Source organism: Streptomyces sp. NPDC002004, from assembly GCF_053593975.1.
The window spans coordinates 264,619-289,893 of record NZ_JBSFDP010000005.1; the positions used below are offsets into that span (position 1 = coordinate 264,619).

General features: G+C 72.0%; 22 protein-coding genes. 4 read left to right on the plus strand and 18 right to left on the minus strand.

All coding sequences use genetic code 11. The features are described from left to right. Positions 1–367: 367 nt before the first annotated feature. Positions 368–1,330, minus strand: coding sequence for a LysR family transcriptional regulator (locus tag ACWCP6_RS11530; protein ID WP_450932170.1), 963 nt, complete (start codon positions 1,328–1,330; stop codon positions 368–370). 70 nt (positions 1,331–1,400) lie between these two features. On the opposite strand from ACWCP6_RS11530, the gene ACWCP6_RS11535 reads away from it, so the two are divergent. Beyond that, the gene (locus ACWCP6_RS11535; RefSeq protein WP_450932171.1) at positions 1,401–2,597 is read left to right on the plus strand and encodes a TDT family transporter; all 1,197 of its coding nucleotides are present in this window, start codon (positions 1,401–1,403) and stop codon (positions 2,595–2,597) included. Between the two features lie 34 nt (positions 2,598–2,631). On the opposite strand, the gene ACWCP6_RS11540 is transcribed toward ACWCP6_RS11535, so the two are convergent. The 4 genes from ACWCP6_RS11540 to ACWCP6_RS11555 all read right to left on the minus strand — a co-directional run bounded on the left by ACWCP6_RS11540 (position 2,632) and on the right by ACWCP6_RS11555 (position 8,036). Continuing rightward, positions 2,632–3,384, minus strand: coding sequence for a helical backbone metal receptor (locus ACWCP6_RS11540; protein WP_450932291.1), 753 nt, complete (start codon positions 3,382–3,384; stop codon positions 2,632–2,634). Between the two features lie 47 nt (positions 3,385–3,431). After that, complete coding sequence (locus ACWCP6_RS11545; protein WP_450932172.1) at positions 3,432–3,995, minus strand: helix-turn-helix domain-containing protein; 564 nt, start codon at positions 3,993–3,995, stop codon at positions 3,432–3,434. Between the two features lie 347 nt (positions 3,996–4,342). Beyond that, the gene (locus tag ACWCP6_RS11550; protein WP_450932173.1) at positions 4,343–6,958 is read right to left on the minus strand and encodes an ABC transporter permease/substrate binding protein; all 2,616 of its coding nucleotides are present in this window, start codon (positions 6,956–6,958) and stop codon (positions 4,343–4,345) included. Further along, entirely contained in the window at positions 6,951–8,036 is a 1,086-nt protein-coding gene (locus ACWCP6_RS11555) for a quaternary amine ABC transporter ATP-binding protein (RefSeq protein WP_450932174.1), read from the minus strand. Before ACWCP6_RS11555 ends, ACWCP6_RS11550 begins: the two co-directional genes overlap by 8 nt. 336 nt (positions 8,037–8,372) lie before the next feature. On the opposite strand from ACWCP6_RS11555, the gene ACWCP6_RS11560 reads away from it, so the two are divergent. The 3 genes from ACWCP6_RS11560 (at position 8,373) to ACWCP6_RS11570 (ending at position 11,379) form a co-directional block, all read left to right on the plus strand. Further along, positions 8,373–9,278, plus strand: coding sequence for a 5'-3' exonuclease (locus ACWCP6_RS11560; RefSeq protein ID WP_450932292.1), 906 nt, complete (start codon positions 8,373–8,375; stop codon positions 9,276–9,278). Positions 9,279–9,377: 99 nt separating this feature from the next. Continuing rightward, positions 9,378–10,208: a siderophore-interacting protein gene (locus tag ACWCP6_RS11565; RefSeq protein WP_450932175.1), complete on the plus strand. Its 831-nt coding sequence runs from the start codon at positions 9,378–9,380 to the stop codon at positions 10,206–10,208. 205 nt (positions 10,209–10,413) lie between these two features. After that, positions 10,414–11,379 (plus strand): RluA family pseudouridine synthase, encoded by a 966-nt coding sequence (locus ACWCP6_RS11570; protein WP_450932176.1) that lies wholly within the window; start codon positions 10,414–10,416, stop codon positions 11,377–11,379. Here ACWCP6_RS11570 and ACWCP6_RS11575 read toward each other — a convergent pair. The 13 genes from ACWCP6_RS11575 to ACWCP6_RS11635 all read right to left on the minus strand — a co-directional run bounded on the left by ACWCP6_RS11575 (position 11,373) and on the right by ACWCP6_RS11635 (position 25,216). After that, positions 11,373–12,851 carry a cytochrome P450 gene (locus tag ACWCP6_RS11575; protein ID WP_450932177.1) on the minus strand — a complete coding sequence of 493 codons (1,479 nt, stop codon included), beginning with the start codon at positions 12,849–12,851 and terminating at the stop codon, positions 11,373–11,375. The genes ACWCP6_RS11570 and ACWCP6_RS11575 overlap by 7 nt on opposite strands. Before the next feature lie 251 nt (positions 12,852–13,102). Further along, a complete protein-coding gene (locus ACWCP6_RS11580) occupies positions 13,103–13,720 on the minus strand; it encodes a GTP-binding protein (protein ID WP_450932178.1) in 618 nt (205 codons plus the stop codon). Continuing rightward, positions 13,701–14,129 (minus strand): DUF742 domain-containing protein, encoded by a 429-nt coding sequence (locus ACWCP6_RS11585; RefSeq protein ID WP_450932179.1) that lies wholly within the window; start codon positions 14,127–14,129, stop codon positions 13,701–13,703. The genes ACWCP6_RS11580 and ACWCP6_RS11585 overlap by 20 nt, the downstream gene beginning before the upstream one ends. Beyond that, complete coding sequence (locus ACWCP6_RS11590; RefSeq protein ID WP_450932180.1) at positions 14,126–14,533, minus strand: roadblock/LC7 domain-containing protein; 408 nt, start codon at positions 14,531–14,533, stop codon at positions 14,126–14,128. Before ACWCP6_RS11590 ends, ACWCP6_RS11585 begins: the two co-directional genes overlap by 4 nt. Then, entirely contained in the window at positions 14,530–16,185 is a 1,656-nt protein-coding gene (locus ACWCP6_RS11595; RefSeq protein ID WP_450932181.1) for a sensor histidine kinase, read from the minus strand. Before ACWCP6_RS11595 ends, ACWCP6_RS11590 begins: the two co-directional genes overlap by 4 nt. Before the next feature lie 913 nt (positions 16,186–17,098). Beyond that, complete coding sequence (locus ACWCP6_RS11600) at positions 17,099–19,903, minus strand: DEAD/DEAH box helicase (protein WP_450932182.1); 2,805 nt, start codon at positions 19,901–19,903, stop codon at positions 17,099–17,101. Between the two features lie 137 nt (positions 19,904–20,040). Next, positions 20,041–20,937: a diacylglycerol kinase gene (locus tag ACWCP6_RS11605; RefSeq protein WP_450932183.1), complete on the minus strand. Its 897-nt coding sequence runs from the start codon at positions 20,935–20,937 to the stop codon at positions 20,041–20,043. A 205-nt stretch (positions 20,938–21,142) separates the two neighbouring features. Then, positions 21,143–22,093 (minus strand): twin-arginine translocase subunit TatC, encoded by a 951-nt coding sequence (gene tatC / locus ACWCP6_RS11610; protein ID WP_450932184.1) that lies wholly within the window; start codon positions 22,091–22,093, stop codon positions 21,143–21,145. Positions 22,094–22,140: 47 nt separating this feature from the next. Beyond that, on the minus strand, positions 22,141–22,419 hold the full coding sequence (tatA, locus tag ACWCP6_RS11615; RefSeq protein ID WP_450932185.1) for a Sec-independent protein translocase subunit TatA: 279 nt from the start codon (positions 22,417–22,419) through the stop codon (positions 22,141–22,143). 221 nt (positions 22,420–22,640) lie between these two features. Further along, entirely contained in the window at positions 22,641–22,838 is a 198-nt protein-coding gene (locus ACWCP6_RS11620; RefSeq protein ID WP_450932186.1) for a hypothetical protein, read from the minus strand. A gap of 9 nt (positions 22,839–22,847) precedes the next feature. Continuing rightward, the gene (locus tag ACWCP6_RS11625) at positions 22,848–23,090 is read right to left on the minus strand and encodes a hypothetical protein (protein WP_450932187.1); all 243 of its coding nucleotides are present in this window, start codon (positions 23,088–23,090) and stop codon (positions 22,848–22,850) included. Positions 23,091–23,122: 32 nt separating this feature from the next. Beyond that, a complete protein-coding gene (locus ACWCP6_RS11630) occupies positions 23,123–24,145 on the minus strand; it encodes a helix-turn-helix transcriptional regulator (RefSeq protein ID WP_450932293.1) in 1,023 nt (340 codons plus the stop codon). A gap of 75 nt (positions 24,146–24,220) precedes the next feature. Continuing rightward, the gene (locus tag ACWCP6_RS11635) at positions 24,221–25,216 is read right to left on the minus strand and encodes a helix-turn-helix transcriptional regulator (RefSeq protein WP_450932188.1); all 996 of its coding nucleotides are present in this window, start codon (positions 25,214–25,216) and stop codon (positions 24,221–24,223) included. Positions 25,217–25,275: the final 59 nt, after the last annotated feature.

Below are 25,275 nucleotides of genomic sequence, written 5' to 3' on the forward strand. Positions count from 1 at the left end.
CGCCTTTCGCCGGGGCGGGGCCACGCGCCGGGGCCATCGATACGGCTCACGCCCCGGCAGGTGCGCATCACGGCCGCCACGGCCCCCACAGGTGCGCATCGCCCCCGGCGAGCTGCGCACCGCCCGGGTCCGGACGACCCAAGGGCCGCGTGGCCCGGCCGGTGCCCTTCGCCGGGGCGAGGCCACGCGCCAGGTCATGGGCGCGGCCAAACGCCCCGCGGGTGCGATCGCGCCCGCGCCCTGGCGAACTGACCCACCGCCCGCCGGGCCCGGACAGCACATGGGCCGCGCGGCCCGGCCGGTGCACACCGCCGGGGCGCGCCTCCCGTCCCGTGGGTGAGCCCCGGCCCGCGACGACCCGAAGCCCTCACGTCCCCCGGGTGAGTGCCAGAAGGTCGCGGGCGGGGCCCGCGGGGCGGGGGCCCGTGCGCCAGACGGCCCGTAGATCGCGGTGGAGACGGGCGCCCGCCAGCGGCACTTCGACGAGCAGCCGGGCGGACAGCTCGTCGCCCACGGCCAGTTCGCTCAGCACCGACGGACCCGCGCCGCTGACGGCGGCCGCCTTGACGGCGGTGGTGGAGGAGAGCTCGAGCAGGGGGCGGCTCGACAGGCCGCCCAGCGCCGCGTCGAGCACCTGGCGCGTACCCGACCCCTCCTCCCGGAGGATCAGCGCGGTCGCCGCCAGTTCGGCCGCGCCGAGCGGCTCGCGGCGCCGCGCCCACGGATGCCCCGGCGCGGTGACGACGACCAGGCGGTCATGGGCGATGACCGCCGAGTCCAGGCCGGGCGGCAGGGACAGTCCCTCCACGAACCCCAGATCCGCCTCGCCCCCGAGCACCCGCTCGGCGACCGCGGCCGAGTTCCCGGCCAGCAGGGAAACGGCGGTGTCAGGCCGCTGCGCGCGCAGCGCGATCAGCCAGCGGGGCAGCAGGTACTCGGCGATGGTCATGCTCGCGGCGACGCGCAGCCGCGAGTCCCGCCGTGCGCGCAGCGCCTGCGCGCCCGCGTCGAACGCCTCGGCCGCCTCCACGACCCGGCGCGCCCAGTCCGTCACCAGTGCGCCCGCCTCCGTGAGCCGGGACCCGCGCGGCGAGCGGTCGACCAGTGCCACACCGAGGAGCCGCTCCATGGACCGGATGCGGCTGCTGGCGGCGGGCTGTGTGATGCCGAGTTCGCGGGCCGCCCGCCCGAGGCTGCCCAGCCGTGCCACGGCGAGCAGCAGCTCCAGCGCTCCCAGATCCGGCACCCGGTGCGCCAGGGACGCGCCCGGCGGCACGGCCGCGAGCGGCACGGCGGCGCGGCCGGCTCGATGATCACACCCCTCACTCATAAAGCCAGGTTATGCCCTCATAGCGATCCGGTCCCTACCCCGGCGGGCGCGCCCGCGCGAGGGTGGCTGCATGGTCACCGTCGCCCATCCCCGTAGCGCCCCCGCGGCCGCCCCTGCCCACCGCCCCCTAGCCGCAGCCGTCCGGCATCTCGGCCCCAACTGGTACGCCACCGTGATGGGTACGGCCATCGTGGGCACCGCGGGCGCCGGTCTCCCCGTGCAGGTCCCCGGACTGCGGACGGCCTGCACGGCGGTCTGGGCCCTCGCGCTGCTCGCGCTGGCGGTCCTGCTCGCCGCCCGGGCCCTGCACTGGACCCACCACCGCGACCAGGCCCGTGCCCATCTGCTCGATCCGGCGGTCGCACCCTTCTACGGCTGCCTCGCGATGGCCCTGCTGGCGGTGGGCGCCGGTGCGGTGACCGTGGGGCAGGACTGGATCGGTGTGCGGGCGGCCGTGGCGACGGACGTCGTGCTGTACACGGCGGGTACGGCGATCGGCCTGGTGGCGGCCGTCGCGATCCCCTATCTGCTGGTGGCGCGGCACCGTGTCGGCCGTGGCCAGGCGAGTCCGGTGTGGCTGCTGCCGGTGGTGGCGCCGATGGTGTCGGCGGCGACCGGGCCGGCGCTCGTCCCGCACCTGCCGGCCGGCCAGGCCCGCGAGACGCTGCTGCTTGCCTGCCTCGCCCAGTTCGGGCTGAGCCTGCTGGCGACCCTGGTGATCCTCCCGGCGGTCTTCGCCCGGCTGGTCGAGGAGGGGCCGCTGCCCCTGGCGCTCACGCCGACGCTGTTCCTGGTGCTGGGCCCGCTCGGGCAGTCGACGACGGCGGTCGGGCGGGTCGCCGACGCCGCGCAGGGAGCCCTGCCGCCCGGGGAGGCCTCGGGCGCCGCGGTGTTCGTGGTGCTGTACGGCGTGCCGGTGACGGGCTTCGCCCTGCTGTGGCTGGCGCTGGCGGCCGCCCTGGTCGTGCGGGCCCTGCGCCGGGGCATGGGCTTCGCGATGACGTGGTGGGCGTTCACCTTCCCCGTGGGTACCTGTGTCACGGGAGCCGAGGCGCTGGGCCGGCGCACCGGGCTCGCGGTCTACGACGCACTCGCGCTCGCCCTGTACGCCCTGCTGGTGACGGCCTGGGCGGTGGCCGCGGCGCACACCTGCCGCGGCCTGGTCACCGGTCGGCTGCTCGCGCCGCCTCCGCGCGCGACCGGACCGGCCGGCGCCCGGGCCTCCGCTGCGCGACCGGCCCTCGCGGGTTCCGCGGCCCGGAGCTGACGGCCCGCTTCCCGCCCCTCCGGGAAGGAACGGATCAGCCGCGCTCGGCCGCCCGCACCGCCGCACCGATCACCGACGGTGCCGCCGCCAACGACGGTCCGTACCAGGTCAGATGGCGCCCGTCGACGAGCGCGGCCGGCAGGTCGAAGCATTCGGGGCCGTCATCCCGCGTGAAACGGTAGGGCTCGTCCGGGAGCACCACGAGGTCGGCGCCCGCGGCGTTCAGCTCGTCCAGCGGGATGCGCGGATAGCGGTCGTCGTGAACGGCGTAGACGTTGTCGACGCCGAGCCGGGCGAGCAGGTCGCCGGCGAAGGTGTCCCGGCCCAGCACCATCCAGGGCCGTCGCCACACGGGCACGACCGCCCGCCGTCGCACCTCGGGCTCGGGCAGGTCGGCCCATGCCTGCTCGGCCTCGTCCAGCCATCGCGGCCGGGACGCGGCCCCACAGGCGGTGAGGACCCGCGCCAGCTCGGTGAAGGCCTGGGGCACCGTACGCACCTCGGTGACCAGGACCTCGATCCCCGCGGCCCGCAGCTCGGCCAGATCGGGGGCGCGGTTCTCCTCCTCGTTGGCGATCACCAGGTCGGGCGCGAGCGCGACGATCCGGTCGGTCCTCGGGTTCTTGGTGCCCCCGATGCGGACCGCGTCGAGGCCTGGGGGGTGGGTGCACCAGTCCGTCGCCGCGACCAGTGTGCCCGGCACGCTCACCGCGACAGCCTCGGTCAGCGACGGCACCAGCGACACGACCCTCGGCCGGGCCCCGGGCCCGCGCCCCGCTTCCGGCACCGCCCCGCCGAGCGGGACTCCCCGGCCGGCGGGCACCTCGTCGGCGCTCACGTCCTGCGGTCCTCCACGGCGTCGATGTGCTCGGCGACGGCGACGATGAGGACCCGCGCGTCCGGCACCGCGGCGCGCCAGCGGTGCCGGACACCGCCCGTCAGATAAAGGGTGTCGCCGCGCCCGAGCCGGTACGCCCGGCCCTCCGCCTCCACCTCGACGACGCCGTCCGCCACGTACATCAACTCGTCGTTGCGGTGCTGGACTTCACGGCTCGCGTCGTGGTCACCGGTGAACTCGATCGCGTGCATCTGGTGGTGACCGCGCACCAGGGGGCGTACCCGGGCCTCGGGGGATATACCGGCGTCGTCGACCTCGCGGACCACGTCGACCTCGCGTGCGGGGTCGGCCGCGGCGAGCAGTTCCACGGCGGTGGTGCCGAGGGCGTCGGCGACCTTCTCCAGCGAGCGCGTGCTGGGTCGGGCCCGGTCGTTCTCGACCTGGCTGAGGAACGGTACCGACAGACCGCTGCGCCGGGAGACGGCGGCGAGCGTCAGCTCCAGTGCCCGGCGCCTGCGCCGGACGGCCACGCCCACCCGGAGGGTTTCCTTGTCGTCCATCGCTCCGGCTCCCTCCTGTGCGTCGTCGCTGCCGGGCCACACCGTCCCCCGGGCCCCGCCGACGGCGGCCCCGAGGGGTGATCCCCCGGGAGTCATCACCCAGGGGGTTCTCTGCACCTTACGCACTTTTGGCAAACGGTTTCATACGACTGTCGCATCGTTGCCACATTGCGCCCCGGAAGCGCACCCGTCCGCTCCCGGACGCTCCCCCACCGCTCCCCCACCGCTCCCCCACCGCTCCCCGCCCGCTCCCCGCCGGGGGACGCTTCGCCGGCGCGGTGGGTCCCCGGGAAACGCCGCGGCGGCCGCTCCCTCGTGGGGAGCGGCCGCCGCGGCACACAACGCTGCTACTGCGCGGTCATCCGGCTCTCGACCCCCTTGTGGTGGTCGAGCCAGGCCGTGACGGCCTCGTCCTCATGGCCCTGGCCGCGCTTCTTGATCTCGCTCTCCAGGCTGCCGAGTTCGCCCTCGGACATCCGGAAGTTCTTGAACCACTTCGTCAGCTGCGGATACCGCTTCGGGAAGCCCTTGCTGGAAATGGTGCGGATCGTGTTGCCCTCACCGAACAGCTTCTTGTCGTCCTTCAGCTTGGTCAGCCCGTACTCGTCGTACGCCCAGTGCGGCGACCACAGGGTGACCGCGACCGGCTCCTTCTTGGCGTACGCGCGCTTCAGCTCGGCCAGCATCGCCGGCGTGGAGCCGTCGACGACCTTGTACTCCTTGTCCAGGCCGTAGCCGGGCAGGACCTTGGTCTTGAGCAGGTTCATCTCGCCGGTGGCCGGCTCGATGCCGATGATCCGGCCGTTGAAGGTGCCGGCCTTGCCCTTGAGGTCCTCCAGGGACTTCACGCCCTTCACGTACGAGGGCACGGCGATCTCCAGGGAGGTCGGGCTGTACCAGGTGCCCAGGTCGGTCAGGTCGTTCTTGTGGGCGTCCCAGTAGTTCTTCTGGGCGTACGGCAGCCAGGCGTCGAAGTTGACGTCGAGGTCACCGCTCGCCAGGCCCGTGTAGACGGGGCCGACGTCCATCTGCTTGAGGTTCAGCCGGTAGCCGTGCTTCTCCAGGACGTGCTTCCACAGGTAGGTGACGGCGACGTCCTCGTCCCACGGGAACCAGGCGACGTTCACCGGGCGGGAGGACTCGGCCCCGCCGCCGGACGCGGAGGCCTTCACCGGGGCGAGCTTGTCCACGACGCCGGGATTCTTCTTCAGCCACGCGCGCACGGCGTCCTGCTGCTTGCCCTCGCCCGCCTTGTTGATCTCCGCCTCGAGGCTGGTGAGCTGCTTCTCGTCCATCCTGAAGTGCTTCAGCCAGCTGCCGACCTCGGGGTTGTCCGAGGCGAAGCCCTTGCGGGCCAGCGTGTGCACGCCGTCGCCCTTGCCCCAGGCGCCCTTCGGGTCCTTCAGCTTCGTCAGCCTGTAGTCGTTGTACGCCCAGTGCGGCGACCACAGGGTGACCGCGACCGGCTCCTTCTTGGCGTACGCGCGCTTCAGCTCGGCCAGCATCGCCGGCGTCGAGCTGTCGACGACCTTGTACTCCTTGTCCAGGCCGTACGCCTTGAGGACCTTGCTCTTGAGCAGACCCATCTCACCGGCGCTGGACTCGATGCCGACGATCCGGCCGCCGAACTTCTTGCCCTGCCCCTTGAGGTCCTCCAGCGAGTGGACGCCCTTCACGTACGACGGCACGCTGAGCTCCAGTGACGTCGGGCCGTACCAGGTGCCCAGGTCGTCGAGCTGCTTTCCGTACTTCTTCCAGTACTGGGCGTGCGTGGTCGGCAGCCAGGAGTCCGTCTGGAAGTCCACCTGGCCCTGGGCCAGCGAGGTGTACAGAGGACCCGCCTCGAGCTGCTTGGTCTCGACCTGGAAGCCGCGCTGCTCCAGCACCTCCTTCCACAGGAAGGTGGAGGCGACGCCCTCGTCCCACGGGATGTAGCCGATGGTGATCTTCTTGCCCTGTCCGACGTTCGTGGCGCCGTCCGCGGTGGCCCGGGAACCGGAACCACCGAAGATGCCCATGCCTCCGGCGACGAGCGCCAGGACGACGACGCCGATCACGGCCACGGCGGGCCGCGGACGGTACGACCAGACGCTCATGCCGCGGGCGGCGCGCAGCTTCGCGGCGGCGCGGCGGCCGAGCGGCGAGACCTGGTCGCCCAGGGAGCTGGTCATCCGGTCGAGGTAGATCGCGAGGATCACGATGGCGACGCCGGACTCGGAACCGAGGCCGATGTTCAGCTGGCCGATGGCCTCGTTGACGTCGCCGCCGAGGCCGCCGGTGCCGACCATGCCGGCGATGGCGGCCATGGACAGGCCGAGCATGATGACCTGGTTGACACCGGCCATGATCGTCGGCAGCGCGAGCGGCAGCTGGACCCGCAGCAGGGTGTTGCCGGGGGTCGTGCCGAACGCGTCCGCAGCCTCGACGAGTTCCCCGTCGACCTGGCGGATGCCCAGTTCCGTCATACGGACGCCGGGTGCCAGGGCGAAGATCAGGGTCGCGACGATGCCCGCGGGCGCGCCGGTGCCGAAGAAGAGGATGGCCGGGATGAGGTAGACCATCGCGGGCAGCGTCTGCATGAAGTCGAGCACGGGCCGCAGGGCCGCGCTGACCCGGTTCGAACGTGCCGCCCAGATGCCCAGCGGCACCGAGATCACCAGGGCGATGATCGTGGCGACGAGGACGAGCGACAGTGTGACCATCGCGTCCTCCCACAGTTCGAGGGAGTCGATGAACGCGAATCCCACGAAGGCGAGGACACCGGCGAGTGAGCCGCGCAGCCACCATGCGACGACGGCGAGGATGCCGGCGAGGAGCAGCGGTTCGGGGGCCTGGAGGACGGCGTTGATGCCGTCGTAGGTGCCCGAGAAGACCGCCTTGAGGAAGTCGAACAGCCACGACATGTGGTGCAGCAGCCAGTCGACGGCGCTGTTCACCCAGTCGCCGAGAGGGATCCTAGGCATCGGTGGTCACCGCCTTGCCCAGCGTCTTGCGGGGGGTGTCGCAGGGCTCGGGGGCGCCGGCCTCGTCGCCGAGGAATCCGACGAGCCGCTGCTGCGGTACGACGCCCACGACCCGTTCCTCGTCGTCGAGCACGGCGACGGGATGCGGGACCCGCGCGCTGATCGCGCAGAGTTCGCCGAACGGCGTGTCGGGGCGGGCGGTCTCGCAGCGGCAGTCCGCCTCGTCGCCCTCGACCTCGTCGATCATGACGGAGGACGCGGTCAGCACCCGGGAGCGGTCGACGTCCTGGATGAACGACGCGACGTAGTCGTTGGCGGGCCGGACCAGGATGTCCTCGGCGCTGCCGATCTGGACGATGCGGCCGTCGCGCATGACGGCGATACGGTCGCCCAGCCGCATGGCCTCGTTCAGGTCGTGTGTGATGAAGACGATCGTCTTCTTCAGTGTCTTCTGGAGTTCCAGCAGCTGGTCCTGCATATCGCGCCGGATCAGCGGGTCGAGGGCGCTGAACGATTCGTCCATCAGCAGCAGATCGGCGTCGGTGGCGAGCGCGCGGGCCAGACCCACACGCTGCTGCATACCGCCGGACAGCTCGTCGGGCCAGGACTTCTCCCAGCCGCCGAGGCCCACCAGGCCGAGGGCCTCGGTGGCGCGCTGCTCGCGCCGGGCACGCGGCACGCCCTGGACCTCCAGGCCGTACGCGGCGTTCTCCAGGACGCTGCGGTGGGGGAAGAGCGCGAAGTGCTGGAACACCATGCTGATCTTGTGGGAGCGGACCTTGCGCAGATCGCGCGGGCTCAGCTCGGTCAGGTCCTGGCCGTCGAAGCGGACGTGTCCCGCGGTCGGCTCCAGCAGCCCGTTCAGCATGCGCAGCAGCGTGGACTTGCCGGATCCGGACAGACCCATGACGACGAAGATCTGGCCCGGGTCGACGCTGAAGGACGCGTCGATCACCGCGGCCGTGGTGCCGTCGGCGCGCAGTTCCTCTCGGTCGGCACCGGCGCGGAGTTTCGCCACCGCGTCGTCGGGTCGTCTGCCGAACACCTTGAACAAGTGCTCGGCTTGCAGCCTGGACACATACACCTCTCGGGTCGAAGCACTACGGCCCGTCTCCCCCGCCGACGGGCCGTGGAGCGATGCGGGGTCCGCCCGCCTCCGGCCGCACATTGGTTGAAAATGGGACCGGATTCGCTCCGGCTGCGCGCCTGCCCGTGTTTATGTGGAGCAAACACAGGAGTGGTCCAGTTCACAGGGCGTCCACACCGGCCACACCGGCCACACCGGCCACACCGGCCACGGGTGCCCCGTATGCCGACGGCCCGCACGAGCACAACGGCCCGCGGACCCGCGCACACGGCCGGTGTCGGTGGGGTGCGGCATGATGCCAAGGTGACTCAGCCAACACGACGGCTCATGCTGCTCGACACCGCCTCCCTGTACTTCCGGGCCTACTTCGGCGTCCCCGACTCGGTGCGCGCCCCGGACGGCACACCGGTCAACGCGGTGCGCGGGCTGCTCGAATTCATCGACCGCCTGGTCCGGGACCACCAGCCGGACGAGCTGGTGGCCTGCATGGACGCCGACTGGCGTCCCGCCTGGCGGGTCGAGCTGATCCCCTCGTACAAGGCGCACCGCGTCGCCGAGGAGCATGAGGCGGGCCCGGACGCGGAGGAGGTCCCGGACACCCTCGCCCCGCAGGTCCCGGTCATCGAGGAGGTCCTGGACGCGCTGGGCATCGCCCGGGTGGGCGTCGAGGGGTACGAGGCGGACGACGTGATCGGCACGTTCGCGTCCCGCGCCACCGGCCCCGTCGACATCGTCACCGGCGACCGCGACCTCTACCAGCTCGTCGACGACGGGCGGGGCGTGCGCGTGCTGTACCCGATCAAGGGCGTGGGCACACTGCAGATGACGGACGAGTCGGTGCTGCGCGAGAAGTACGGCGTCGACGGCTCCGGATACGCCGATCTGGCGCTGCTGCGCGGCGACCCGAGCGACGGACTGCCCGGGGTCCCCGGCATCGGCGAGAAGACGGCCGCGAAGCTGCTCGCCCAGTTCGGCGACCTGGCGGGGATCATGGCGGCGGTGGGAGACCCGGTGTCGAAGCTGACACCGTCGCAGCGCAAGCGTCTCGACGAGTCACGCCCCTATCTGGCCGTGGCGCCGAAGGTGGTCCGGGTCGCGTCGGACGTTCCGCTGCCGGACGCGGATCCGACGCTTCCCCGCGAGCCGCGCGACCCCGCGGCGCTGGAGGCGCTGTCGGCGCGCTGGGGCCTCGGCAGCCCCTTGCAGCGGCTGCTCACGACGCTCGGGAGGTGACCGGTACGCACCGGTCGTCGCCGAAATGATCTCCCACGGAACAGCGGCCGAGTGCTAACTTAGGTAGACCTAAGTCGATTGGTGATCAGGGGGAGTCCCATGGCAGAACGTCCGGCGCGCAGGGTCCATCGCGCAGAGGTCGTCCGCACCGAGCGGCTGTCGCCGCACATGCAGCGCGTGGTCCTGGGCGGTGCCGGGCTCGACGGGTTCTCCGCGGGCGCGTGCACCGACCACTACGTGAAGCTGCTGTTCATGCCCGAGGGCGTGACCTATCCGGAGCCGTTGGACCTCCAGCGGATCCGTGCGGAACTGCCGCGCGACCAGTGGCCGGTGACCCGTACCTACACGGTCCGGACCTGGGACCCGGCGGCCGGCGAGCTCACGCTCGACTTCGTGGTGCACGGCGACGAGGGCCTCGCCGGGCCGTGGGCGGCGAACGCCCGGCCGGGCGACTCGATACGTTTCATGGGTCCCGGGGGTGCTTACGCACCGGACGCCGACGCCGACTGGCACCTGCTGGCCGGCGACGAGAGCGCGCTGCCCGCCATCGCCGCCGCGCTGGAGGCGCTGCCGGACGGCGCGACGGCCCACGCCTTCGTCGAGGTGGCGGGCCCCGAGGAGGAAGTGAAGGTCGACTCGCCCGCGGAGATCGTGTGGCTGCACCGCGGGGACCGCCCGGTCGGCGAGGCCCTGATCCGGTCGGTGCGCGCACTGGACTTCCCGGCCGGCCGGGTCCACGCGTTCGTGCACGGCGAAGCGGGCTTCGTGAAGGAACTCCGCCGCTATCTGCGCATCGAGCGGGACATCCCGCGCGAACATATGTCCATCTCCGGCTACTGGCGCCTGGGTCACAACGAGGACGGCTGGCAGGCGTCGAAGCGGGAGTGGAACGCCCAGGTGGAGGCGGAGCAGGAGACCCCCGCCTCCTGACCGGGCGCCGGCTCCCCGGGCCCCCGGGGAGTCCGCCGGTCTTCCGTGTCGTTCCCCCGGCCGCGCATTCCCGTGCGTGCATCACGAGGCGGTGGCACACGACGTCCCGTCCGAACCGGACCGGGCCGGCCGGGGCGTGGGCACCGGCACCGCACTGCCGTACCTCGCGTCCGGGTCCGCGACCGCGCTCGTACGCTTGACCCCGATGAGACGTCGTAGAACCCCGGTTCCCCCCGCTCCCCTCCCCCAGCGCGACGGAGTCGACCCCGTGCGGCTCCGCCTGCCGGTCGCAGGAGCGTGGGCCACCGTGCGCGATCACCTCGTGGAGAGGCTCGCACCCGGCGCCGAGGTCATCGACGCGATGCTGCGGCGCGGGGACGTCGTGGGCGCCGACGGACTCGCCGTCGGGCCCGGGGACCCGTATGTGCCGGGGGCCTACGTGTGGTTCCACCGGGAGCTGCCGCCCGAGGCACCCGTGCCCTTCCCGCTGGACGTCGTGTACCGCGACGAGCACATCGTGGTCGTCGACAAGCCGCACTTCCTGGCGACGACACCGCGGGGCAGCCATGTCGCCCAGACGGCGCTGGCACGGCTGCGCCGGGAGCTCGGCGAGCCGACCGTCTCGGCGGCGCACCGACTGGACCGGCTCACCGCCGGCCTGGTGCTGTTCACGGTGCGACCCGATGAGCGGGGTGCCTACCAGACGCTCTTCCGGGACAGGCGGGTGCACAAGGAGTACGAGGCGGTCGCCGCGTACGACCCGGGGCTCGCCCTGCCGCGGACCGTGCGCAGCCGGATCGAGAAGGAGCGTGGAGTCCTCGCGGCACGTGAGGTGCCGGGCGAGCCCAATGCCGAGAGCCGCGTGGCGCTGATCGAGCACCGGGGCGCCCTGGCGCGGTACCGGCTGGAGCCGCTGACCGGCCGCACCCATCAGCTGCGGGTGCACATGAACGCGCTGGGCCTGCCGATCCTCGGCGATCCCGTCTATCCGACGGTGGCCGACCCCGTGCCCGACGGCGACTTCCGGCGTCCGCTGCAACTGCTGGCGCGTCTACTGGAGTTCACCGATCCGGTCACGGGGCGGGCACACCGGTTCGTCAGCGACCGGGTGCTCGGGGCCTGGTCCGCGTACGACGTGTGGGACTCGCCGGCGGCCGTCGGCGGTCAGTAGCCGCGCCACCAGCGCAGGAAGCGCTGCCACCGGCCGAGCCGCACCGGCGCCGGGTCCGGCTGCACCGGCGGTGCGACCGGGGCGGGCGGCACCGGATTCGGGGTGCCGGACCGTGCGGGCTCCGCGATGGTCCATTCGAGCTTGCGGGGCGGCGGTTCGTTGCCGAAGCTCGGCTTGGCCGTGACGTCCTGCCGGGGCTGGGGCTCGAATGCGACGGGCAGTTCGACGAGGTGCCGGGAGAGGATCGTCGACTTCCAGCTGAGCTCCTCCTCGCCGATCGAGAGCCGGATGTCGGGCAGCCGCAACAGCAGCGCGTCGATACCGGAGTCGGCGATGGCACGGCCGATGTTCTGGCCGGGGCACTCGTGGATACCGCCGCCGAACGCCAGATGGGACTGGTTGCCCAGCATGCTCGCCTCGAGGTCGGGGCGTACCGCGGGGTCGACGTTGCCGGGCGCGATACCGAAGATCAGACCGTCGCCCCTGCGGATGTTCCGGCCGCCGAGTTCGGTGTCCCGCTTGGCGAAGTAGCCGATCATGGCGCTGAACGGCGGCTCGTTCCACAGGGACTGCTCGACCGCCTCCGGGACGGTCATCTGCCCGCCCTTGAGCTGGGCCCGGAAGCCGGGGTCGGTGAAGACCACACGCAGCACGTTGGCGATGAGGTTCGCGGTCGCCTCGTACGCGGCGATGAGCACCAGGCGCAGGTGCTGGGCCACCTCGTCGTCGGTGAGCCGGGACTCGTGGGCGAGCATCGCGCTGGTGAACCCGTCGTCGGGCTGTGCGCGCAGCCGTGCGACGAGGCGGAACAGCACGGACATCACGTACTCGTTGCTGGCGATGGCCGTCTCGGTGCCCTTGATCATGTCCCGGGCGGCCTGCACCAGGCGTTCGTTGTACTCCTCGGGCATGCCGAGGATGCGGCACATCACGGCCATCGGCAGCTGTTCGGCGAACTCGGTGACCAGTTCCGCCGAGCCCTTCAGACAGATGTCGTTGATGACCCCCTGGCAGCTCTCGTTGAGATGGCGGCGCAGGGTGCGCGGGCTGAGGGACTTCATGGCGGCGGTGACGGCGCCGCGCAGCCGCTTGTGCTCGGCGCCCTCGGCGAAGGCGCAGATGGGCTGCCAGGCGAAGACGGGTGCCAGCGGGTGGTCGGGGGCGACCAGGCCCTCGCGCAGGGCGTTCCAGTTCCGCGAGTCACGGTTGAAGGTGGCCGGGGAGTTGACCAACTGGAGGTTCTCGGCGTAGCCGAGCACCACCCAGATCGGCACGTCGTTGTGGAGCAGGGCGGGCGCGACCGCGCCGTGCTCGGCGCGCAGCTTCTCGTAGACGCCGGCCAGGTCGTGGTCCGCCTCGGGGCCGTAGAGGCGCCGGGCGCCGCCGCGGCCCTGGCCGTGAGCGGGGCAGCCGGGGGGCGGGACGAGGGCGGGTTCGTCCGTGCCGGAGAAGGGGTGGGAGGGAGTCGTCACGGTGGTCGCTCCGAGGTTCCGGGGATCAGGGTGGGATGGCAGGGGGTGGCTGGTGGGGAGTGGGGTCGGGGCGGGGGTGCGGCCCGTGGGCCGGCCGCCGGGCGGCGCGCGCTGCGCAGCGACCGCGTGGGCCGGCCGGCCGCGCCGGTCCGCGGGTGATTGCCGTGGGCGGCGCGACCGTCCGGTCCGGTCCGGTTCGGTCGCGGTGGTCCGCGGCCGGCCGCCGCCGGACCGGCGGCGTGCGCCGCGGATCAGCCGCCGTGCGCCACGGTGAGCTTGTGCAGGAACCGCATCAGGGTCATCAGCACGTCGCGGCTCGACACCCTGCGGCGTACGTCGCAGTCGACGATCGGAATCTCGTCGGCCAGGTCGAGCGCGGCCCGCAGCTCCTCCAGGGGATAACGGGGCGCATCCGGGAAGGTGTTGACGGCGACGACGAACGGCACCCCGCGCTCCTCCAGGCGGCCCATCACCTCGAAGCTGACCTCCAGGCGGCGGGTGTCGACGAGGACGACCGCTCCGAGCGCACCGTTGAACAGGCCGTTCCACAGGAACCAGAAGCGCTCCTGCCCCGGGGTTCCGAACAGGTAGAGGACCAGTTGGTCGGTGATGCTGACGCGGCCGAAGTCCATGGCGACGGTGGTGGCCGTCTTGGACTCGGAGCCGTAGTCGTCGTCGACCCCGATACCGGCCTTCGTCATGGTCTCCTCGGTGGTCAGCGGCCGGATCTCGCTGACGGAACCCACCATCGTCGTCTTGCCGACCCCGAATCCGCCCACGATCACGATCTTCACGGCGGCTGCGACGGTATCGGGGAGATGGTCCTCGGGGCGCGGGCCCGCGATCGTGTCAGAGCCTTTGAAGTCCATGCATCACCGCTTCGAGAAGAGAACGTTCGGGCACTGTGGCGGCCTTGGCGCGGGAGGGGGTCCCCTTGGGGCGCGGGACGCGCACGGTGGGCACGATCGGGGCGCGGGCCTGGACCTTCTCGACCGCGATCAGCTCGCTGAGCAGCAGGCTCACCACGCTGAACGGCAGCCTCAGATAGGCCGAGAGCTCGGCCACCGACAGCGGCGTCCTGCACATCCCGATCAGGGCCGCCTGCTCGGGCTGCGCGCCGGGGGACGGGGCGCCCTTGGCCACGATCAGCGTGACGAGGTCCAGTGATGTCCGCGCGTCGCCGTTCGCGCCGCCGATGACGAACAGCCGGTTGGGGTCCTCCTCGTTCTGCGGCTGGGGCGCACGCCGCTCCTGGGGCGGGGGTTGCTCTCGAGTCATACGGTCTGTCCGTCACGCCTCGGCGGGCTGGTGAGGTGGTCGCCGATACGGCCGACGCAGTCGCGCATGAAGGCGCTGACGTACCCGGCCTCGGCGACGACGTCGGTGAGCACGGCGAGGTAGGCGCCGGCTCCGGCCGCCATCATGTAGAAGTAGCCGTTGTTGATCTCGATGATGACGAGCCGCATCCGGCCGTCGCTCTCCGGGATCTCGGTGGCCAGGGCGCCGGCCAGGCTCTGCAGGCCGGAGCATGCCGCGGCGATCCGGTCCGCGGCGTCCGGGTCGCCGCCGTACTGGGCGATCCGCAGGCCGTCCGCGGAGAGCACCACGATCTGCTGGACCCCGGGCACGCTGTTGTAGAGGTCCTTGAGCATCCAGTCCAAGTTGGGGCGCTGCGAGATCACTTGTGGTCTCCCTCGTCCTTCACGTCGGCGGCCTCGGTACGGGCCGTGGTCCTGGCCGTGTCGGTCATGCCGGTGTAGTCGTCGCCCTTGAGCCCCTTCATGAACGCGTCCACCCAGAGGCCCGGCGGCGGCTCCTTGTCCACCGGCTCGCTCTCGGGGGCCTGGGCGGGCAGGCCCTGCCCGGCGCGCGCGGCCGTCTCCTGCTCCAGCCGCTCCTCCTCCGCGTACTTCTCGGCGTACGCCGCACGGATCTGCTCGGTGATGGGCACCGTGGCCTTGCTGCGGCGCTGGGGCAGACCGTTCGCGGTCCACTCGGTGACGACGGGGAGGTCCTCCTCGTCCTCCAGCTGCCGGGCACTGGTCACACCGACGGGCATGTCCGCCGAGGTGACGCGGCGCGGGCCGGTGGTCGGGCGGCGCTTCTTGGCCGGCAGCTGCGGCGCCTCGACGCCGTCGTTGTCGATCCGGGGTACGGCGGTGACGCCGATGCCGTGGGCGACGCCGACGGCGGGGGCGGTGGTGAGCATGTCGTGCGGCACGACGAGGATGGCGCGGACGCCGCCGTACGCCGAGGGCCGCAGCGAGATCTGCATGTTGTGCTTCTTGGTGAGGCGGCCGACGACGGCGAGGCCCAGCTGGGGGGCGCCGTCGAAGTCCTGAAGGTCGAAGCCGGCCTGCGCAGCGGTGATCCTGCCCTCGATGCGCTCCCTCGCCTCCTCGGTGAAGCTGACGCCGGCGTCCTCGATCTCGATGGCGACGCCCGACTGCACCTCGGTGGCCGTGACGTGCACCTTGGAGTTCGGCGGCGAGTAGCGCGTGGCGTTGTCGAAGAGCTCGGAGCAGGCGTGGATGACCGGCTCGACCTGGCTGCCCTTGACGTTGACCGTGGCGATCGAGGCCAGGTCGATACGGCGGTACTCGAGGATGCGGGACATGGCACCGCGCAGCACGCTGTAGAGCGTGACCGGCTTGGGCCACTGGCGGCCCGGGCGGCCGCCGCCGAGCACGGCGATCGAGTCGGTGAGACGGCCGATCATCGAGTTGCCGTGGTCGAGGCGGAGCAGGTCGTCGAAGACGTCGGGGTTGCGGCCGTGGTCGTACTCCATCTCGCGGAGTTCCTTGGCCTGTTGGTGGACAATCGCCTGAACGCGCCGTACGACGTGGACGAAGGAGCGCTCCAGGGACTCCCGCAGCAGTTCCACGTTGTCCACGTGGGTCAGGAACCTCGCGACGAGCTTGCGCTGCGCCTCGGTGAGCTCCTGGTACTCGGGCTCCTGCGCGACGATCGTGTCCACGACCTCGCGGGGTTCCCGGGTGGCGCCGGTCATCGCGATGGCCCTGGGGAGGAAGTCCTCGCGGACGCGGTCCGCGAGGGCGTCCTGGGCCGCGAGACGCCCTTCGGCGTCGGCAAGGCGCTGCGTGTACTGGCGGCGCAGCTGCCGGATGGTGCGGCCGCGGCGTACGGCTTCGGCGGAGACCGCGAGCACCAGGGCGGTGCCGATCGCTCCGCACCAGCCGACGGCTGCCCGGGACGGCTCCGACACGACCGCGGCGGCCGCGCCGGTCGCCGCCGCCATGAGTACGGCGGGCAGCAGCAGCACACGGGCGTAGGGAACTTCACGGCCACCGGGAGGCAATTCAACACTCACCATGTATGCCCTCTGAACAGTCGACTCGGGGAAGGTCGGGGTGATGGGTGGGGGGACGTGGGGTGGTGGGGGGCGTGCGGAACGTGGGGGCACTTGCGCAAAGATCGGTAAATTTGGGAACAAGCGCACGAATACGCATCAACTCGGTGCGCTGCGGGCGAGCTTAGTCCGACCGGATCAACGCCGAGTCATATTCCGCAAGCACCTGAAACCGGCGCACTGGCAGGCATACACTCGGGCCCATTTGCACGCTGGGGCGTCGTTCGAACACGATGAGTCACGACGCATGGCCGTGCGAAGGGGCGAGCGGGACGGAATGCCGCGGACGAGGTGCGGGCGGTGCTCCCGGACCCCGGCGGTCCGCACGGCCGCGTCCCCGTGGCCTGGGCGAACGCCGCGACGAGCGGTCCGGGCCGGTCCTGCCCAGCAGGATCACGTCCTCGGCCGGCCCGAACAGGCCGGTGCGGAGGGCGAGCCCACTCCGGGGCGAGGACAATGCCCGCATCGGCCGGTGCGAGCGGCTGCCCCTGGGCGCCCGGTCCGTCGCGCCACCGCGCACGGCGGCGCGCGTCGACGGATCGGCCGCGGGTCGACGGATCAGCCGCGGGTCGGAGGTGGCGCGGCTGATGGCCGGATCGACCCGGGTCCGGCGGCGGCGTGGCCCGCTGGAGTCATCCGTCGGCCGGGACGGCGGCACGGTCGAGTCGCCCCGGCCGACGTCGGCACGGCAGGTACGCGCATACGTCCTCGCCACGAAGGCCCTGCCGACAGGGGCCGTCGGCAGCAGGTGCGCAACAACACGGCGACCGCACACCGACAGGGGCCGTCCGCACAAGGCGCACACCGACGGAAGCCGTCGGCACGGCGGTGCGCACCGGCCGGGCAGCCGGCGCGCACGCGGACGGCGCTGGGCCGCTCAGCCCACGGACGAGTAGGCCACAACTCCCCGCAGCAGGGCGTCGACCGCCCGGCGCGCGGCCTTCGGCACCGTCGAGCCCTCGTGGGAGGGCGCGGCGGCGATCTGCCCGAGGACGTCGATGATCTGCTTGCACCAGCGGACGAAGTCACCGGCGGGCATCTCCGCCTCGCGGAGCACCTCGTCGAGCCCCTTGTCGGAGGCCCACATATAGGCGGCCCAGGCGAAGCCCAGGTCGGGCTCGCGCTGGCCGACGCCCTCCGTCTGGTTGATGCGGAAGTCCTCCTCCATGGCATCGAGGCGGCCCCAGATGCGGACCATCTCGCCCATCGCCGCCTTGGCCTTGCCGGACGGCAGCTTCGGCGCGAGGGCGTCGTCGCCGATCCGCGCCTCGTACACCAACGCCGAGGCACAGGCGGCGAGTTCGGCAGGGTTCAGACCCTCCCAGACCCCGGCGCGCAGGCACTCGCTGGCCAGCAGGTCCAGCTCTCCGTAGAGCCGTGCGAGCCGCTTGCCGTGCTCCGTGACCTCGTTGCCCCGCAGGTAGTCCAGCTCGGACAGGAGCGCCACGATGCGGTCGAAGGTGCGGGCGATCGTGTTCGTGCGCCCCTCGATGCGCCGCTCCAGCTGGGCGGTGTCCCGGCGCAGCCGGTGGTAACGCTCCGCCCAGCGCGCGTGGTCCTCGCGGTCGCTGCACCCGTGGCAGGGGTGGGCGCGGAGTTCTGCGCGCAGCCGTGCGATCTCCCGGTCGTCCGCGGCGGAGGACCGCCGCTTGCGGTGCCGGTCCGGCACGATGTGCCCGGCCTTGGTCCGCAGCGCGGACGCCAGGTCACGGCGGGACTGGGGGCTGCGCGGATTGAACGACTTGGGGATGCGCATCCGCTCCAGCGCCTCGACCGGCACCGGGAAGTCCATCGAGGCGAGCCTCTTGACCTGCCGCTCGGCGGTCAGGACGAGCGGCCGCGGCCCGTCGTGATGGTCGATGCCGCGGTGGCCGTCGGTCCGGCCCGGCACGCCCGGGTCGAGGACGAGCGCCAGGCCCGCGTACTTGCCGGTGGGCACATGGATGATGTCGCCGGGCTTGAGCCGCTCCAGCGCCGTGGCGGCCTCCGCACGTCGCTGGGTCGCGCCCTGGCGGGCCAGCTCCGTCTCGCGGTCCTTGAGTTCGCGGCGCAGCCGGGCGTACTCCTCGAAGTCGCCCAAGTGGCAGGTCATGGAGGCCTTGTAGCCCTCCAGGCCCTCTTCGTTGCGCTGCACCTGGCGGGAGATGCCGACGACGGAACGGTCGGCCTGGAACTGCGCGAAGGAGGTCTCCAGCAGTTCGCGCGAGCGGTGCCGGCCGAACTGCTCGACCAGATTGACCGCCATGTTGTACGACGGCTTGAAGCTCGAGCGGAGCGGATAGGTCCGGGTGCCCGCGAGACCCGCGACCTGGTCGGGGTTCATGCCGCGCTGCCACAGCACGACGGCGTGGCCCTCGACGTCGATGCCGCGCCGGCCCGCGCGGCCGGTGAGCTGGGTGTACTCGCCGGGGGTGATGTCGGCGTGCTGCTCGCCGTTCCACTTGACCAGCTTCTCCAACACCACCGAGCGGGCGGGCATGTTGATGCCCAGGGCCAGGGTCTCGGTCGCGAAGACGGCCTTCACCAGGCCGCGCACGAAGAGTTCCTCCACGACCTCCTTGAAGGTGGGCAGCATGCCCGCGTGGTGGGCGGCGATACCGCGCTCCAGGCCTTCGAGCCACTCGTAGTAGCCGAGCACGTGGAGGTCCTCGGTGGGGATGGACGCGGTGCGCTCCTCGACGATCTCGCGGACCTTGGCGCGCGCCTCGTCGTCGTTGAGCCGCAGGCCCGCGTACAGGCACTGCTGCACCGCGGCCTCGCAGCCGGCCCGGCTGAAGATGAAGGTGATCGCGGGCAGCAGGCCCTCTGCGTCGAGCCGGTCGATGACCTCGGGGCGGCCGGGTGTCCAGATCCGCGACCGCTGGCGCCGCTCGCGCTCGCGGTCGGCCTCGCGCATGTTCCGGCCGCGGCGCCGGTCGGCGTACGAGGGCCGGCTGGCCTCCATCCGCGCCATCCGCGTCAGGTCGGGGTTGACGGCCTTCTTGTGGCCCTCGCCCTCCTCGAAGAGGTCGTACATCCGGCGCCCCGCCAGGACGTGCTGGAACAGCGGCACGGGGCGGTGTTCCGAGACGATGACCTCGGTGTCGCCGCGGACCGTGTCGAGCCAGTCGCCGAATTCCTCCGCGTTCGACACGGTGGCCGAGAGCGAGACCAGGGTGACCGATTCGGGAAGGTGGATGATGACCTCCTCCCAGACGGCGCCGCGGAAGCGGTCGGAGAGGTAGTGCACCTCGTCCATCACCACGTAGCCGAGGCCGGACAGGGTCTGGGAGCCCGCGTACAGCATGTTCCGCAGCACCTCGGTGGTCATGACGACCACGGGCGCCTCGGAGTTGATGCTGTTGTCGCCGGTCAGCAGGCCGACCTTCTCCGCACCGTAGCGGCGGACCAGGTCGGAGTACTTCTGGTTGGACAGCGCCTTGATGGGCGTCGTGTAGAAGCACTTTCTGTGCTGGTTCAGCGCCAGGTGCACGGCGAACTCGCCGACCACCGTCTTGCCGGAGCCGGTGGGCGCGGCCACCAGCACGCCCTTGCCCTCCTCGAGCGCCTGGCAGGCCTCGATCTGGTACGGGTCGAGACCGAAGTCGTACATCTCGCGGAAGCTCGCGAGCGCGGTGTTCTGCTCGGCGGTGCGCCTGCGTGCTGCCGCATACCGCTCGGCCGGTGAGAGGTCCTCTGTCATCGTGCTTTCGAGCCTACCGGCCGCCGGTGACATCGGACGATCATTATCCGTATCGCAGGCTCCCACCGAGCACGGGGCGCCACATTCTTCCTGGTCAGGGCGTTTCCGGGGGCCCCGGCGTGCTCCGGGCACCCTCCTCAGTGCGCGGAAACCAGGACGCGTACGGCTCCCGGGACGCACTCCGCGGTCAGCGGGAGCGGCCCCAGGGGCTCGCCGTCCGCGTACCCGGTGATCCCGGGCGCGGCGAGCTCTATGGCCGCCGCGCGGTGCACCGTGACGGCCGGGTGGTCGAGGTGGCTGCCCTTGTAGACCCGCGGGAACACCTTCAGCAGGGTGGTCCGGCTGCAGGCACCGACGACGGTGATGTCGAAGAGGCCGTCACCCATGTCGGCTCCGGCGCAGATCTTCATTCCGCCGCCGTACGAGGAGCCGTTCCCGACGGCGACCAGGGTCGCCTCGACCTCGTGGACGTCGCCGCCGTCGAGCGTGATGCGGTACGGGACGGGGCGGAAGGCGGCGAGTTCGGCGACCATCGCGACGTCGTACCGGAACCGGCCGGTGGGCCAGCGCATCCGGTTGCCGCGGTCGTTGACGCGCGAGTCGAAGCCGGAGGCGAGGACCGTGCCGAACCACGTCCCGTCGACGCGCCCGAGGTCGACATCGCGGATGTGCGCCCCCGTCAGGGCGTCGGCCACCATGCGCCCGGCCGCGGCGGGATCGCGCAGGGGCAGCCCGAGCGCGCGTGCGAAGTCGTTGCCGGTGCCGACGGCGATCACGCCGAGCGGGGTCCGGGTCCCGGCCACGGCCTGCAACGCCAGGCCGGCCATCCCGTCGCCACCGACGGCGATGAGCGCCCCGGTCCCGCCCTCCACCGCCTCACGCGCGCGGCGCAGCGCGTCCCCGGCGTCCTCGCCGACGACGGTACGCACACAGAAGCCGGCCTCCCGCAGGGCAGCGGCGGCCGGCTGCGCCGCCTGCGCACCCCGGCCGCGTCCCGCGGCGGGATTGATGAGAAGAGTGATCTCGCTGGTCACGGGCGGACCCTACAAGGCGCCGAGCGGATCACCCGCTGTGAGGTGCCTCACATTTCACGGTGGGTCACCGTCGCGGAAGACCGTCGGCTCCCGCAACGCCCGCTCCGCGGCCGGGACATACCGGGCGACCGAGCACGGCGAAGGGGCCGGACTCCCCGAGTCCGGCCCCTTTCGCTCCCCGGGGCGCCGTGCCCCGAGGGCCGTGTCAGGTGACGTCGTCGTAGCCGTTGATCCGCGACTGGTCGGAGGAGGCCTGCTCGGGCAGGGAGCGGCCGGCGGTGACGGGCTCGATGTCGCCGATGTCCTCGGGGGTGAGATCGAGGTCGGAGGCCTCGTCGTCGTCCGGCCCCTCGGCCGCGACCCTGGCCTTGCGCTTGTCGTTCATCAGCGCGAACCCGGTCGCCGCGAAGTACAGCAGGCAGATCGGCGCCGCCAGCGACAGCATCGAGATCGGGTCGACGGTCGGCGTGGCGAACGCGGCGAAGACCGTGACACCCATGATCATGGCACGCCACCAGCCCAGCATCCGGCGTCCACTGATCACACCGGTCAGGTTGAGCATCACAAGGAGCAGCGGCAGCTCGAAGGAGAGCCCGAAGACGATCACCATGCGGGTCACGAGGTCGAGCAGTTCGTCAAGCGGCAGCAGGTTGACGGCACCCTGGGGAGTCAGGGTGAGCAGGACATCGGCCGCCGCGGGAAGCACGTGGTACGAGAAGTAGGCGCCCGCCATGAACAGGGGGAAGCCGGCCGCGACGAAGCCCAGCGCGTACTTCTTCTCGTGGCGGTGCAGGCCGGGCGCGATGAACGCCCAGAGCTGGTAGAGCCAGACCGGGCTCGCCATGACCACACCCGCCGTCAGGGACACCTTGATCATCAAGGTAAAGGGGCCCATCAGACCCGACACCGTGATGTTGCCGCAGGCTCCGTGGCTCTGCTTGGCCAGCTCCGAGAACGGCTTCGAGCACCCCACCGACTCCTGGATGGGGTGGGTGAGGAAGTTGATGATTTCCTGATAGAAGACCGCCGCCGCCACCGCGCCGACCACGACGGCCAGGACTGCCTTCGCGAGCCTGTTGCGCAGCTCACGCAGGTGGTCCGAGAGGGGCATCCGCCCCTCCGGGTCCTTCTCCTTCTTGCGGGCAGACTTGAGCAACCCACGTCCTCATCTCGTGCGGCAGGCCGCGCGGCGGCGGCCTTGAGTCAGCGCTTGGTCGTGTCCGTGGGCTCGCTCACCGGGCGCGAGCTGGTCACGTCACCGGGGGCCGCCTGGATGGTGCGCTGAGCGGAGGACTGCTCGGGGTTCGGCGGGTCGGCCGGGGCCGTCTGCTGACCGTCGCCCTTCATCGCCTTCGCCTCGCTCTTGAGGATGCGGGCCGACTTGCCGAGGGCACGGGCCATGTCGGGAAGCTTCTTCGCGCCGAAAAGCAGGACGACGACGATGAGGATGAGAATGATCTCGGGTGCGCCGAGCCTACCCATAGCTGATTACCTTCTTCACCGAGGCGACGGTTGTCTGGTGCCGGACGGCCGGTACGCCGACTGCCCTGTCAACGGCGATCGTAACGCGCAGGGGTAAACGTGAGGCAATCCTCGTGCGTACTCCTGGCGTGACCCGCGCCTCGCTCCCCGGGCCACCCCAGGAAGCGTACCTGCCCTGCTCAGAGCGGGACAGCGGCGCCGGCGGCCATGCGCCCGGCAGGTCACATGGCGTCGCGACCCGCCTGCGCGGCACCCACCGCGGCCTGCTCCAGATCCTCCGCCGCCCGATTGATCTTCCGCGCCGATTCGGTCACTTGGCGGCCCAGGCGCTGGGCCTCCAGGAACACACGGACGGCGAGGACGCCGAGCACGGCGAGGCCGAGGAAGCCGAGAGCGATCGCGAGCATGGCCCAGAACATGCGCCGAGCCTAGACGGTCGTATGGAGGCGGAGCGTGCGGACCCCGCCGCCGGTGAGCAGCTCGACGATGCGCTCACCCGCGGGTTTCCGCACGGCGGAGCCGCATTCGGGGCAGGTGAACGAGTAGAACGTGGTCCGGCGGCTCGCGCCGATGGCCAGCCGCAGCGCACTCGCGGACAGCTCGCTGCAGGCACGGCAGTCGGGGCAGGCGGCCTTGAACAACACAGGCGCCACTCTTGACAATCCGGACATTACGGAAATCGTGGATGTGTCGCCCGGTTTGCTCAACGTGCCTGCTCCTGCCGGTCGTCGAGCCGGCCTCCCAAGCCGGCCTGCGGTGCCTCGTGCACGCCGTGCGGCGCATCCGGGGCGGTCCCCGGCGCGTCGTACGCCGCCAGGGCCTCATTCGCGGCCTGCCGCGCGCTCCGAGCGAGCTCCGGCGGCGAGACGATGTGCCCGTCCCGGCCGAGCCGCAGCGCCAGCCGGCGCAGCGAGGCCGGGTCGGGGGTGCGCAGCGTGATCCGCAGCCCGCCGTCCGCGAGCTCCTCGGCGCTGTCGTGCGGGTAGTACTCCGCCACCCAGCGCCCGCCGGGGCCCACCTCGACGACCACCTCGGGATCCTCGGCGGCCGGCTGGACCAGCCCCTCCGACAGATCCCGCAGCTCCAGCTCCGGCGGCTCGGACGGCGCGTCAAGGATCCTGATCTCGGCGACCCGGTCGAGACGGAACGTGCGCCGGGCCTCCGAGCGGCGGCACCACGCCTCCACATAGGTGTGCCCGACACTCACCAGCCGGATCGGATCGATCTCACGCTCGGTGACCTCGTCGCGCGCCGGCGAGTAGTAGCGGATCCACAGTCTGCGGCGCTCGGAGATCGCCCGGTCGACGTCCGCGAAGACGCCGCCCTCCGACTCGAAGGTCACCGACAGCCGGGAGCTCGCGCCCGCGGCCTCCCCCGCCGCCGCCTCCAGCTTCGCAGTGGCCCGCAGCAGCGCCTGCCGGTCGCTCTCCCGCAGACCCGGCAGCGTGGCCACCGCGCGGGCGGCCACCAGCAGCGCCGTCGCCTCGTCGGCGGCGATCCGCAGCGGCTCCGCCGCCTCCGCCGCGAGGGCGGCCGGGTTGTGCCACCAGATGCGGTCGCCGTCCGTGTCGATGTCCAGCAGATCGCCGCCGCGGAAGCTGGTGCCGCACAGCGGCAGCACGTCCAGGTCGGAGATCAGCTCGTCCTCGGTGATCCCGAACGCGCGCGCCACGTCCTCCACGCGCGCGCCGGGGCGCTCCCGCAGATACGTCACCAGGGAGAGCATCCGGCGGGTCTGGTCGATCGCGCTGGTCGGCCTCGCCGACCTCGCGGATTTCGCTGCCACGGTCCTACGTCCCCCTCAGCCCTTGGCCACGGCGCGCAGCCGGTCCACCACGTCCGACCGCAGCTCCTCGGGCTCCAGCACCACCACATCGGGGCCGAACTCGACCAGCCAGGCGTCCAGACCGTGTCCGTACGGAATCACCAACTCGTCCCAGCCGTCGCCGAGTTCCCGCACCGACACGGCCTTCGCCCGAAGGGGGTAGCCCGCACCGGAGCGCAGTCTGATCACGGCACTGCGGTCGGTGATCTCGCCGGCCCAGCCCGCCACCGTCTCCCGCACCGTGACGACGTCGGGCACCGTGGCGGTGAAGCTTCCGGGCCGGTTGCGCACCCGGCCGGTGATCCGGGACAGCCGGAACACCCGCTCGGCGCCCCGGTCGCGGTCCCAGCCCGCGAGGTACCAGTGGCCGCGCCAGCACTCCAGCGCCCACGGCTCCACCGTGCGCTGTTCGGGGCGGGCCGCCGAGGCCTTGCGGTAGTCGAAGGCGACCGGGCGCCGGTCGCGGCAGGCGAGCATCAGCGGCTCGAAGGCGGCCTCGTGCACCGGGATGCGCGGCTCCAGCGCGCCGTGCCCCTCATAGGGGTCGACGTCCTCGGGCAGCCCCGCGGCGCGCAGCTTCTGCAGGGCACCGCTCGCGGCACCGGCGAGCCGGGCCTGCTGCCACACCTTCGCCGCAAGGCCCAGCGCAGCGGCCTCCTCGGCGTCGAGGGTGACCGGGGGCAGCCGGTTGCTGTCGCGGCGGGCCAGGTAGCCGATCTCGCCGTCGAGGTTCTCCACGGTCTCGATGACCAGGCCCAGCTCGCGCAGGTCGTCCTTGTCCCGCTCGAACATGCGGTTGAAGGAGTCGTCGGAGCCGCCCTCGCCCGGCCCGGCGGCTGCGCCGTACCCCGGCCCGAAGGCCTCGACGTAGGCCTCGATCGACCCCCGCAGCTCACGCTTGCTCAACGGGCGCCGCGTCCCGAGCAGACACAGGGCCAGGTTCATCAGCCGCTCTGCCTTGGCAATGGCCATCGACGCGGTACGCCCTTTCTCCGATGCTTCTGCGCGTCGACCGTACCGCTACAGCCTGT